Source organism: Arenibacter sp. 6A1, from assembly GCF_012272855.1.
Classification (GTDB): Bacteria; Bacteroidota; Bacteroidia; order Flavobacteriales; family Flavobacteriaceae; genus Arenibacter.
In genome coordinates this window covers 206,359-219,929 of record NZ_JAAXCQ010000002.1, presented here as the reverse complement: position 1 = coordinate 219,929, position 13,571 = coordinate 206,359, and the positions used below count along the sequence as shown (strand labels likewise).

Here is a 13,571-nt window from a genome sequence, read left to right as displayed (position 1 = left end):
TATATTGATCCTTATAATGGCGAATGGTATATGCCATCTTTACATAGCAAGAACCAATTTGGGAACAATCCCTAACGATTTTTAAAAACCCTGCTAGGAAGAATCGGATTTAAGCTACCTTTTTCATCAAATCGAAACAAGGGCATCGCTTGCATCTTTTAGATTCAGATTTTTTAAACTTTTCGCAGCATTTGGTCTTACAGCCTTGGGGTACCAATGCTTTAAGCGCCTCTTTCTTGGAAGCCTTAAGCTCTTTTTTAAGCTTTTTTTCGGCTTTCTTCTCCTGGTCTTTTACTTTCTTTTTACCCACTTTTCAGAAATTAATCGAAGGCAAAAGTATTTATATTAATTCAATCTAAATAAGATTTAATGTTAAAGTTGTTTTATTCTTTTGGAGTAATGGCCGCACTGTTCGCTGTAATTTGCTGAATGTCACGATCAAATAAATAAAGTCCGCCTTTGTCATTTCCAATAAGGTTGATCTTATCCAAGATATTACGGGCCAAAGCTTCTTCTTCTATTTGCTCGGCAACATACCACTGCAGAAAATTGTGGGTGGCATAATCCTTTTCTTCAAGGGTTACATGTACCAGTTCATTAATGCTATCGGAAACAAAGATTTCGTGTTCGAGCAACTCATTGAACATTTTTTGAAAAGTACCAAAATCATTTTTTGGGGCCTTTAGTTCAGAAATATTGGCATTCCCGCCACGTTCGTTGATAAATTTTATCAATTTTAGCATATGCATACGCTCTTCATCGGACTGGGCATACATAAAATTGGCAATACCTTCTAATCCTTTACCTTCTGCCCATGAGGCCATGGATAAATATACTTGAGATGATGCGGCTTCTATACGAACTTGGTCGTTGAGTGCTTTTTCTAGTTTTTTTGATAACATAGCTGTGTTTTTTTCTAAGGTTATATTTTTTAAAGTTACGAATAATTGAGGCCATTCGGAAACATCTAAAAATAGATATTTTGTGCCGCTCTAAAGGTGTTGGCATGGGCTTCAATAATGAGTTTTAGGTCTTCGGAATAGCCGCCTCCCATACTACATTGAACCGGAATTTGATGGTGGTGGCAAGTTTCCAACACAAAAATATCACGTTGTTTAGATCCTTCGATAGTCATATTAAGAGTACCTAATTTATCGGTGCCCAAAATATCTGCTCCTGGTAAATAAAATATAAAATCGGGTTTAAAAGTGGCCAACAGTTTGGGTAGGCGATCCTTTAAAATGGAAAGGTATTGTGCATCGGTAGTGCCCTTGGGCAGTGGAATGTCCATATCCGATTTTTCCTTTTTAAAAGGGTAATTGCCGGCACCATGCATAGAAAAGGTATAGACCGAAGGGTCGTTTTGAAAAATCTCTGCGGTCCCATTTCCCTGATGGACATCCAGGTCTAGGATTAAAATATTTTTGGCCAAGCCTTTTCCCTGTAGGTAACGGGCAGCAATGGCCTGATCGTTTAGCATACAAAAGGCTTCGCCTCTATCGGAATAGGCGTGGTGGGTGCCCCCGGCAATATTCATCCCTATCCCGTATTGCAGGGCAAACTCACTGGCCTTTATAGTGCCGTCGGCTATAATTCTTTCGCGCTCTACTAAATCCTCGGTCAGGGGAAAGCCTATTTTTCTTGCGGCCTTTTGCGGAATTTTGATATTTAACAAATCGTAGAAATACTCCGGGTCGTGTACCGCCAAAATATATTTGTCATTGGGGACGGTGGGGGTAAAAAAATTATCGGGGACACAACAGCCTTCCTCTAACAATTGTTGTGGCAATAAATCGTATTTCAACATAGGAAACCTATGCCCTTCCGGTAAGGGGTGGTTATAGAGTGGGTGATGCGCTATTTTTAACATGGTTTCAGTCAGATCTTTATAAGAGTATCTACATTGTTCTTTATGAGGGAAGGAGTGAAAAAGCCCTTGTTCTTATTTATGTAAGGCCAATTGGATGCGTTTTCTGGAGACATCTACTTCTAATACTTTTACGATCACTTGTTGGTGTAAATGAACGTGTTCATTGACATCTTTTACAAAGCTATCGGAAAGGTTAGAAATATGGATAAGGCCACTCTCTTTGATACCTATATCTACAAAACAACCAAAATTGGTAAGGTTATTTACAATACCTGGCAATAGCTGTCCTTCCTGTACATCGGTAATGGTTCTTATATTTTGGTTAAAAGTAAACACCTTGGCTTTTTCACGGCGGTCCAGGCCTGGTTTTTCTAATTCTTTGATAATATCTTCCAAGGTGGGTAGGCCAATATCTTCGGTACAATACTGGTGAAGGTCTATTTTTTGCAGGACCTCTTTATTGCCTATAATTTCTGAAAGTCCGATCCCTTGATCTTTGACCATTTTGTTCACTATGGAATAACTCTCCGGATGTACTGCAGCGTCGTCCAAGGGGTTCTTGGCATTTTTGATCCGTAAAAATGCGGCCGACTGTTCAAAGGCTTTCTCCCCCAATCTGGCCACTTTCTTAATCTGAGCTCTACTGCCAAACGGACCATTTTCATTCCGGTAGGCCACAATGTTTTCAGCTAATTTAGGTCCGATCCCCGAAACATAGCTCAATAAGGCCACACTGGCGGTATTAATATTTACGCCAACGGTATTCACGCAGCTTTCTACGGCCACATCCAAGGAATTTTTCAATTGATGCTGGTCTACATCGTGTTGGTATTGTCCCACACCGATCGATTTTGGGTCTATTTTTACCAGTTCGGCCAAGGGATCTGCCAAACGCCGCCCAATAGATACCGCTCCTCTTACGGTAACGTCGTAATTGGGAAATTCGTCCCTGGCAATTTTGGAGGCCGAATAGATAGAGGCTCCCGCTTCGCTGACTACATAGACTTCAATAGGGTTTTTAAATTGGATTCGTTTTACCAATTGTTCCGTTTCCCTAGAGGCTGTACCGTTCCCAATGGCGATGGCCTCTATTTTATAGGCATCGGCCAAAGAACTCAATTTTTTTATGGCGCCCTTGCTATCGTTTTGAGGGGCATGTGGGTAAATGGTCTCGTTGTGTTTTAATTCGCCTTGGGCACCTAGGCAAACAACCTTACAGCCGGTTCTAAATCCGGGATCAATGGCCATAATTCTTTTTTCGCCCAAGGGGGCACCCAGTAATAATTGTTTAAGGTTTTTGGAGAACACCTGTATGGCGGCTTCGTCTGCCTTTTCTTTGGCTGCTTTTAGGGTTTCGTTAGAGAGGGACGGTAACAATAAGCGCTTATAGGCATCCTGTACCGCTATGCTGATTTGCTCACTACAGGCATTATTGCTATTGATAAAGCGGTCCGCAATGTCCGAAATAGCCTTATCGTCCTCAATTTCTACTTTAACACGAATAAAACCTTCTTTCTCGGCGCGTAGAATAGCTAACAGCCTATGGGAAGGACAACGGTTTAAAGATTCGTTCCATTCAAAATAATCCCGGTATTTTTGGGCTTTTTCATCCTCCTTTTTAGTTCCGATTACCTTTGTGCCGAGCTGTGCATGCCGTTGTAGTTGCCTTCTAACTATATTCCGTATATCGGCCCGTTCATTGATCCATTCTGCGATGATATGTCTTGCGCCCTCAAGGGCGTCGTCTTCATTGGAAACATTTTCATGGACATATCTTTCAGCGATACTCGAAAGATTTTCCGTGCGTTGGGCCATGATTATTTTTGCCAATGGTTCCAAGCCGTTTTTTATAGCGGTTTCTGCCTTTGTTTTTCTTTTTTTCTTAAAGGGAAGATACAAGTCCTCTAGGGTGGTAAGGTCACCGCTTTGTTTTATTTTTTGGGCCAATACATCGTTCAAAGCTCCTTGCTCTTCAATAGCTTTAAGGATGGCTGTTTTGCGTTTCTCCAAAGCCTCGAACTGAGCTTTAAGAGTTACGATGTCCCCAATCTGAACCTCGTCCAAATTACCTGTTCGCTCCTTTCTATAACGAGATATAAAGGGAACCGTACAATCTTCGTTCAATAAAGCAACGGTGTTTTCGATACTCTTGGTCGGAAGTTGGGAATGTTGGGCAATGTAGGCTAAAAGTTGCATATATAGTACTTAGTGTTATTGTGAGTGTTCGCGACCATAATAAACAATTTGCCGAGAAAACATGTAATAAGCTTCTAAAGAATCTTGTTTTATGGGCTCTTGATTTTCTTGCCAGTATATTGGCAAGCCGCAATGCAATATATAATTTTATTAGTAACTAAAAGGAGGTACAGATCAGGAATAATTGTAGTGTTTGATAGCTTTAGGGGATACCGGAGAAATCATATATCTGGAAATAGCTAGCATACAAGCGCTGTTTTTTCCCTCATATGACTAAACCTGTATTTTCTGAACATTTAGTAAAAAGTCATATCTCCCGCCAGTCTCGTGCTTTAGCGAGGACTTCCCTGATTAGTGTTGCCAGTTTAAGATAATTATTTCATTGTTAAAGATAAAGATCATATCTTCTAGTCTAGGGTTTAGGAATGAGGTTATACTATACTGTTGGATCCATTTTTCCTATATTGTTGTGCGGTCTTTTTTCTCTTCTCTCTTTTCTTTCAAACAGCTACTCACTCAATTCCTCATTAAGTCACTTAGGTGAAGTAATTGTCCGTATAAAGAAGCTAACAGCAAACAAGGCCAACGCACCATCTGGCCCCTCCATGTAAATGGTTGTATTTTCTTCTCGATCCTATTACATTGTTAATTGATTTCTGCGTTAGGGATCGCAGCGGCATCCCCGTAGCATGGCAAGGGATATAGCGGAGAGCCCGCCCGACGAAGGAGGGAACGCCCAAAGAATGATGAAAATGGGTGTCGGGAGCTTGAAAAAAAATGGGCCTATTCCCAAAGTAGTAATGGAAATAGGCCCAAATATGAGTAGTATTAAGGTTGGTACAGGGCTCGTTTGGCCGTGTGTGCACCTCTTAATTTATGGTCTCACCACTGCTAACGCCTTCCTCGTCCGGGTTAACAAAAACAAGTTTTCCATCGGCATTCTCGGTCATTAAGATCATCCCTTCGCTATCGACACCACGTAATGCCCTCGGCGCCAAGTTCACCAAAACGGTCACTTTCTTGCCTACAATATCCTCTGGAGCAAAGCTTTCTGCAATACCAGAAACGATGGTTCTAACATCGATACCGGTATCGACCTTAAGGACCAATAATTTTTTGGCCTTAGGCATTTTCTCCGCTTCAATGATGGTCCCTACACGCAAATCCAGTTTTGAAAAATCATCGAATGTAATGGTATCTTTTTGTGGGGTAACTTCTTTATTCATAATTTCATTTTCTTTTTTGGTAGCTTCCAATCTATCTAGTTGAGCCTGTATGGTTTCGTCCTCGATTTTGCTGAACAATAGCTCGGCCTGGTTAATTTGATGTCCGCCTGGAAGAAGCGTTTCTTTTGAGGCAACATCTTGCCAAGCCAAGGTTGGGCTAATATTAAGGATGTTTTTAAGTTTAGTGGCCGTGAAAGGTAAAAATGGTTCACTTAAAACGGCTAGTGCCGATCCTATTTGTAAGGCTACATACATAATGGTTTTTACGCGTTCCTCGTCTTGTTTTATAACTTTCCAAGGTTCGGCATCTGCCAAATATTTATTCCCTAAACGGGCTAAATTCATCAATTCTTGTCCGGCTTCACGGAAACGGTAGCGTTCTATAGAGCTAGAGATGATTTCCGGGTATTTTTTAAGCTCCTCCAGGGTTTCCTTGTCTACCTCCGTAAAGGCTGCAGGGGCCGGAACGATTCCGTTGTAATACTTATTGGTCAAAACCACGACACGGTTAATGAAATTACCAAAAATGGCAACCAACTCATTGTTGTTTCTTGCTTGGAAATCCTTCCAGGTAAAATCATTGTCTTTACTTTCCGGAGCATTGGCCGTTAAGGTATAGCGCAATACATCTTGCATATTGGGGAAATCTTCCAAATACTCGTGTAACCAAACCGCCCAGTTTTTAGAGGTCGATAATTTATTGCCCTCCAAATTTAAAAACTCGTTGGCCGGTACATTTTCTGGCAAAATAAATTCGCCATGGGCTTTTAACATGCTCGGGAAAATAATGCAGTGGAATACGATATTGTCTTTCCCTATAAAATGCACCATTTTGGTGTCCTTTGCTTTCCAATAAGGTTCCCAGTCTTTTCCTTCTCTTTCTGCCCATTCCTTGGTAGCAGAAATATACCCTATAGGAGCATCGAACCACACATATAAAACCTTGCCATCGGCACCTTCTACTGGTACTGGGATACCCCAATCCAGGTCGCGTGTTACCGCTCTAGGTTTTAAACCATCATCGATCCATGATTTACATTGTCCGTATACATTGGGTTTCCAATCGTTTTTATGATCTTGTAAAATCCATTCCTTTAAAAAATCCTCATAACGGTCTAAAGGAAGGAACCAATGTTTGGTCTCTTTCATGGTAGGGATGGCCCCTGAGATGGTCGATTTAGGATTTATGAGATCTGTAGCATTTAAAGTAGAGCCACATTTTTCGCACTGATCACCATAGGCTTCTTCATGGCCACATTTAGGACAGGTACCTATGACGAAACGATCGGCTAAAAATTGTTGGGCTTCGTTGTCGTACAACTGTGCCGTTGTTTCTTCGATAAAATCGCCTTTCTCGTATAATTTTACGAAAAAGTCCGAGGCGGTTTTATGATGTATCGGGGCAGAGGTACGGGAGTAATTGTTAAAGGTGATCCCAAAATCTTCAAAAGATTTCTTTATAATACCATGATATTTATCGATAATGGCCTGTGGCGACACACCTTCTTTTTTGGCCTTCATGGAAATAGCCACACCGTGCTCATCACTACCACAAACAAAGGCAACATCTTTTCCTGTTAGCCGTAAGTACCTCGCATAAATATCGGCAGGTACGTAAACACCTGCTAAATGTCCAATATGTATGGGGCCGTTGGTATATGGTAGGGCAGCAGTAATGGTATATCTTGCTGGAATCGTCTGGTTTTGCGACATTACATTTATATTTGGGTGCAAAAATAAAGATTTTTGCGAGGGGGAGCCCCTTAAGGCTAAAAAATAAGCCTTGGCCCTTCCCAAATTTCTTTGTGAGAAGCAGATACCCGTGCAATAAGTAGGGGGTAATATGCTGCTGCTCTAAAAGTCTTAACGGAATGTCCAATATTGGCGACTAAGTGGGTGCTGTGTTTTTTCGTTCAAAGGGGTGGTTGTTTTTGGATTCCTATTCCTTCTTTTTTCTCCTAGGCAGGGCATAACTTGAGCCATCGCCTTTTTAACTCAGGGCTAGAGAAGAAATATAGGTTTGTTTACTTATTCCACTGTTACCGTACCAATGGGTTTTAAAATATTGGATAGCAGAAGCGGTTATAGGAATGATTTTTTACTCCTAACAACTTGGTAATCTTATCCATACTATTACGCTAATGGTCGAATTTAGGAAGGGCAAGTAGGCGACTTATAGATTAATATGCGTTTTTTGTAAGAAATAAGTAACAGCGATGGGCGCCCACAACGATTTTGGTAAGACAGGAGAACAAATGGCAGTAGATTACCTGGTAAAAGACGGCTACTCCATTAAACGTAGAAATTATCGGTATTTAAAAGGAGAAATAGATATTATAGCCCAAAAAGGAGAAATTTTGGCTATTGTAGAGGTAAAATCCAGGAGTGTAGACTTCCTACAGGACATTGGTGATACCATTACTAAGAAAAAAATTAAACTATTGGTACGGACGGCAGACCACTATGTTGTGTCTCGTGATTTGGACGTTGAGGTGCGGTTCGATCTCTTTATAATTCTTAAAGATAAGGGGGTTTTTACGATGGAACATATTGAAAATGCATTTTATCATTTTTGATTATTTGTTTTATTTGTAACAATTTGTTATTTTTACCAAAAATTTAAGGATCATGAAGACTATATCATCTGTTGTTGAGGATTATATCAAGAAGAAACCATTTCTTCAAAGCGCTCTAGCTCAAGGAATTATCAACTTAACCTCACTGTCGCGAATAGTGAAGCCGGAGATAGAAAATGAACTTGGAAAGGATATTAGGAATGGTGCTATTGTGATGGCTTTAAAGCGATTATCGGACGATTTGGAGTTCCGGGCCACTCATAAAATCATTAAAGTTTTAAAAAACATTGGTGAAATTACCGTGCGTTCTTCTTTGACCGATTTTACATTTTTGGTTTCCGATTCTATTTTGGAAAACCAGACCATGTTGTTAAAAGAGGTCAATAAAAATAAGGATGTTTTTTACACTTCTTCCAGAGGGGTAAACGAGATGAACATCGTGGTAAGTAATATTTTGGAAGACGCTATTGAGGAGTTGTTCAAGAACGAAAAATGTACTCAAAAGGCAGAACACTTATCTTCGATTACCGTAAAGTTACCGGCAGAAAATGTATCCGTACCTGGTATTTATTATTTTATTTTTCAGCGATTGGCCTGGGAGGGAATCGTTTTATACGAGGTAATATCGACTACCAACGAATTTACAATTATAGTAAATGACGAACAGGTAGATATGGCATTTAAGACTATTAAGGATTTAAAAGCCTTGTAAGAATTATATCTACAAGGCTTTTTTTTTAGTGGCATATTACAAAAGGCTGTTTAGAACTTCTTTTACCTCTATAAGATCTGCCGGCTTGGCTACAATTCTTTTTTTATCATCTAGGATATAAAAAGTAGGGGTGAGTTCTATTTGATACAAGGACGTATATGGGCTTTCCCATTTCCCCAAAGAAATACCGTGGATAAAAGTAGGCAGAAGGGCTATTTCTTTTTTCCAATTGACAGCGTCGTCTTCTAGGCCAATGGCCACTACTTTAGTATTCTTACGATTTTTCATCGCTTGTTGTAGTAATGGCAGTTGCTCTAGACAGTGGGGACAGCTACTGCTCCAAAATACCAACACATAATGATCAGCGCCTTTCAGATCGCTTAATTTTTTCTCCGTATAGCCGTCTACCCAAGTAATTTCTGGAGCGACAGCCCCTATGCGCAAGCGGTTATAGGCTTCAATTTCATTGATCAATTCACCGTTGTTGGTGGTGATGGCCATTTCTTTCAAGTGATTGTTATAGATATAATCGGCGGTAGCATTATGATTATTCTTAACCATTTCTCGCCATAATTCACTTAAGACCTTAATTTTAAAGGCCAGGGAGGTACCCTTAATTTTCGTTACTACGTCCTCTACGTTTACCTGCATTTCTTTTTCCAATTTATCTGCAGAGAGACGCTCTAATGGCAGGGCCGTAAATACATAGTTGTTGATCTTTTCCGATATAAATTTGGAGGCCTGTAGGACCGGGTTTTCAAAACTGAAGTGATCGAAAAATTGGCGATTTTTATTTCTTACGTAAGACGAAACGGACTCATTGCCATCCGAAATATAAGGGTGATTGGCTTTTATAAAAGGTTCTATAAATAGTCCGCTTGTTTGGGCTTCATAGTAATTTTGAAGCGCAAATAATTTCTTGTTCAATTTGGAAAGGACGTCTTTGTTTGAGTTTCTTTCCGAATAATATTTAATGATGTCTTGCTCTACTTCCGAAATTTTCGAAAAATAATCGTGGTACAAGATATTCTCTTGTGAATTGGAAAAGGATATCCCCTTGTTAAAATCAAAGTTTAGGGTAATATCTTCCCTACCATTGTAAATAACATCAAAATAGAATTCTTCTTGAGGTACGGCATACACCAAGCGGTATATACCTGCCGGCGCTGTTTGCGGCATAGTTAAGGAAAAGCTGCCTTCTTCTACGGGCGTATTCGCAGTATAATTGAGGCTCCCAGGTTGTAATTGGTAGGCAATTATCCATTTGAAGTGCGATGCGGGCGACAAGGTTCCCGAAATGTTGTGTTGTGCTTCTACATTAATAGCAAGGAAGAGGCTTGCTATAAAAAAGAAATATTTAAAAACCATACCTTTTAATTTTAATGTTCATGGGGTTCCATTGGTATCATTGCCAATGCAATCTACAATATTAAATAAGGCGATTGGCAAAACAAAGTTTTAAGCCACAGTTTGTTGGGTTTTTTCAAAAGGCTGCAGGGCTTTATATGCCTTGTCTATAGATTTAATGCCTTCAAAAACCAACAACAATCGCAATCCGTTTCGGGTTTCTTTCTCCTTTAGTTTGCCTAAACCGGGGTTGTTCTGTACAAATCTCAATACGTTGTTAAACGTAGGGCTTTGGTAAAATTCCGATTGTTGGTCGGCAATAAAATAACCGATCATTTTACCTTTTTTCATGACAATCTTTTCTATTCCCATATTATTGGCGATCCACTTAATACGTACCGAATTGAGTAAATCTTCGGCTTGGGAAGGAATTTCGCCAAACCTATCGACCAATTCCCGTTCGTATTTCTGTAGGCCTTCTTCGTCTTTGACCAAGTTGAGTTCGGTATACAGGTTTAAGCGCTCTGTAATATTATTGATATAGTCATCTGGAAAAAGGAGCTCAAAGTCGGCATCTATTTGGGTTTCTTTAATAAAGACCTTCTTTTTATTGTCTATTTCATCATAGAGGTATTTAAACTCGTTCTCTTTTAATTCGTCTATGGCCTCTACCAGAATTTTCTGGTAGGCATCAAAACCAATATCATTGATGAATCCGCTTTGTTCACCTCCTAAAAGATCCCCTGCACCTCTAATTTCCAAATCTTTCATGGCAATATTAAAGCCGCTTCCTAATTCTGTAAACTGCTCTAGGGCCTGAATTCTTTTTCGGGCGTCGTTGGTCATGACCTCGTATGGCGGGGTAATGAAATAACAAAATGCTTTTTTATTGCTTCGGCCAACACGTCCGCGCATTTGGTGAAGGTCGCTAAGGCCAAAATTATTGGCATTATTGATAAAAATAGTATTGGCATTACTTACGTCAAGTCCACTCTCGATAATGGTCGTCGATACCAAAACATCAAAATCACCATTCATAAAAGCCATCATTAGAGCTTCTAGTTTTTTACCGTCCATTTGGCCGTGTCCGATCCCTATTTTTGCATCTGGGACCAATCTTTGGATCATTCCGGCAACTTCCTTGATGTTTTCTACCCTGTTGTGAATAAAAAACACCTGACCACCTCTTTGAATTTCATAGGTAACAGCATCCCTGATGGTTTCTTCGCTAAAACGGATAACCTCACTTTCTATGGGGTAACGGTTGGGCGGAGCAGTATTGATTACCGATAAATCCCTTGCAGCCATAAGGCTAAACTGTAAGGTTCTCGGGATAGGGGTTGCGGTAAGGGTAAGGACATCTACATTTTCCTTAATAGACTTAAGCTTATCCTTTACCGATACGCCAAACTTTTGTTCTTCATCGACTATTAAAAGCCCTAAATCTTTAAAGACAACGTTTTTGTTGACCAATTGATGGGTTCCTATAAGGATGTCTACTTTTCCGGCGGCCAATCTTTCTAGAGTGTCTTTCTTTTCTTTTGCCGTGCGAAAGCGATTGACGTATTCTACGGTTACCGGCATTTCTTTTAAGCGTTCGGAAAAGGTTCTGTAGTGTTGAAAGGCCAAGATGGTAGTAGGTACCAATACGGCGACCTGTTTACCATTGTCTATTGCTTTAAAGGCGGCTCTAATAGCTACTTCTGTCTTTCCAAACCCTACATCGCCACAGACAAGTCGGTCCATAGGGCGTTCGCTTTCCATGTCCTTTTTAATGTCCTCGGTAGCCGTTGTCTGGTCGGGGGTGTCTTCGTAAATAAAAGAAGCTTCCAATTCGTGTTGCAAATAGGTGTCGGGACCATATTGGAATCCCTTTTCCAATCGTCGCTTGGCATACAATTGGATAAGGTTAAAGGCTATTTTCTTAACCCTGGATTTGGCTTTTTCTTTTACTTTTTTCCAAGCTCCGGAGCCCAATTTGTACACTTTGGGCGGGGTGCCGTCTTTTCCGTTGAATTTGGAAATTTTGTGTAAAGAATGGATGCTGACATACAGGATATCGCGTTCTCCATACACTAATTTGATGGCTTCCTGCTTTTTGCCCTCGACATCTATTTTTTGTAGGCCTCCAAACTTTCCGATTCCATGGTCGATATGGGTAACATAATCGCCGACTTCTAATTTGTTTAGGTCCTTTAGGGTAATGGCCTGTTTTTTGGCATAGCCATTTTTTAAATGGAATTTTAGGTAGCGCTCAAATATTTGGTGATCGGTATAACAAACTATTTTTAAGTCGTTATCTATAAATCCCTGATATAGGGGGAGGACTATAGTTTTATAATGTACTTCCTTGTCTACCTCTTCAAAAATATCGTGAAAGCGCTTGGCCTGTTGTTCCGTGGCACAAAAGATATAATTGGTGTATTTTGCTTTGTGATTGTCGTTTAAGTTCTCTATCAATAAATCAAATTTCTTATTGAAAGAGGGCTGTGGTTTGGTGCGGAATTCGATGGACTCTCCGCTTATTGGGGCATTTTTAGAAGTAAATTCACCATCAATCTCAACAACATTAAAACTAGCCAATTGTTCTTTAATAAGGTCCGAATGGGCAAAAAGCTCTTCTGGTTTGGCGCGTTTAATTTCTTGCGATAGTTGGGAAAAAGCCTCTTCGGCTTTTTCAAAAAAGGAATCTAACCTCGCGTAAATGACACTCAGGTTTTTGCTGAATATAATAGTTTCGGGAGCAATGTATTTTAAAAAGCTTTCCCTGTTTTCGTCTAAAAATTTGTTTTCTACGTTGGGGATGATGGTAATCTTCTTCACCTTGTCGGTAGAGAGTTGTGTCTCTACATCAAAAGTTCGGATACTATCTACTTCGTCCCCAAAAAACTCTATACGGTAAGGCTCGTCGTGTGAAAAGGAAAATACATCGACAATACCACCGCGAACAGAAAACTCCCCAGGTTCTGTGACAAAGTCCACTCGTTTAAACTTGTACTCGAACAATACTTCATTTAAAAAGTCTAAGGAGATGGTGTCATCCAGCTTAATTTTTAGGGTGTTCTTTTCCAACTCTTTTCTAGTGACTACTTTTTCGAAAAGTGCATCGGGATAGGTAACGATGATGGCCGGTTTTTTTCGGGAATTGATACGGTTAAGCACTTCTGCCCGTAACAATACATTGGCATTGTCCGTTTCCTCAATTTGGTACGGCCTTCTATAACTGCCAGGATAGAACAAGACATCCTTGTCGCCCAATAGTTGCTCTAGGTCGTTTAAGTAATAGGCGGCCTCTTCCTTATCATTTAAAATAAACAGAAAAGGGGTATGTGTTTTTCTGAAGGTTTCAGAAATTACAAAAGATAATGAGGAACCGATAAGTCCTTTTAAATTTGTTTTGCTTGAAGAAGCACCTTGAAATTCTGCAATAGTTTCCTGCAGTTTTCGCAATTGCGGAGACTGTGTAAACAGTTGTAACATAGAAGATTTTGTCAACCGTATTATTTTTTTGCAAATATAAAGCCAACTAGGGGTCAATCCCAAGGGAAGCTGAAAATATTTACGATAGCCATGGCATAAAGGAATGCCGTATTCCTTGATTTCGGTGATATGATCGTCTTGGGGAAAAATACATTTCAAAAAAG

Annotated in this window: 8 protein-coding genes; 2 read left to right on the top strand and 6 right to left on the bottom strand. The window is 40.0% G+C overall.

Translation table 11 applies throughout. The features are described 5' to 3' along the window. Positions 1-383: 383 nt before the first annotated feature. The 4 genes from HCG49_RS02395 to metG all read right to left on the bottom strand — a co-directional run bounded on the left by HCG49_RS02395 (position 384) and on the right by metG (position 7,005). On the bottom strand, positions 384-902 hold the full coding sequence (locus HCG49_RS02395; protein ID WP_168467963.1) for a ferritin: 519 nt from the start codon (positions 900-902) through the stop codon (positions 384-386). Between the two features lie 65 nt (positions 903-967). Further along, positions 968-1,870, bottom strand: coding sequence for a histone deacetylase (locus HCG49_RS02390; protein ID WP_168467962.1), 903 nt, complete (start codon positions 1,868-1,870; stop codon positions 968-970). Positions 1,871-1,942: 72 nt separating this feature from the next. Then, entirely contained in the window at positions 1,943-4,066 is a 2,124-nt protein-coding gene (locus HCG49_RS02385) for a Tex family protein (protein WP_168467961.1), read from the bottom strand. 869 nt (positions 4,067-4,935) lie between these two features. Further along, positions 4,936-7,005, bottom strand: coding sequence for a methionine--tRNA ligase (metG, locus tag HCG49_RS02380; protein ID WP_168467960.1), 2,070 nt, complete (start codon positions 7,003-7,005; stop codon positions 4,936-4,938). Between the two features lie 503 nt (positions 7,006-7,508). Here metG and HCG49_RS02375 point away from each other — a divergent pair. Together HCG49_RS02375 and HCG49_RS02370 are read left to right on the top strand one after the other, a co-directional pair. Continuing rightward, positions 7,509-7,868: a YraN family protein gene (locus HCG49_RS02375; protein ID WP_168467959.1), complete on the top strand. Its 360-nt coding sequence runs from the start codon at positions 7,509-7,511 to the stop codon at positions 7,866-7,868. A 52-nt stretch (positions 7,869-7,920) separates the two neighbouring features. Further along, entirely contained in the window at positions 7,921-8,580 is a 660-nt protein-coding gene (locus tag HCG49_RS02370; RefSeq protein WP_168467958.1) for an aspartate kinase, read from the top strand. 36 nt (positions 8,581-8,616) lie between these two features. Here HCG49_RS02370 and HCG49_RS02365 read toward each other — a convergent pair whose 3' ends face one another. Continuing rightward, a complete protein-coding gene (locus HCG49_RS02365) occupies positions 8,617-9,948 on the bottom strand; it encodes a TlpA family protein disulfide reductase (RefSeq protein WP_168467957.1) in 1,332 nt (443 codons plus the stop codon). Positions 9,949-10,038: 90 nt separating this feature from the next. After that, positions 10,039-13,407 (bottom strand): transcription-repair coupling factor, encoded by a 3,369-nt coding sequence (gene mfd, locus HCG49_RS02360; RefSeq protein ID WP_410488978.1) that lies wholly within the window; start codon positions 13,405-13,407, stop codon positions 10,039-10,041. Between the last annotated feature and the right edge of the window lie 164 nt (positions 13,408-13,571).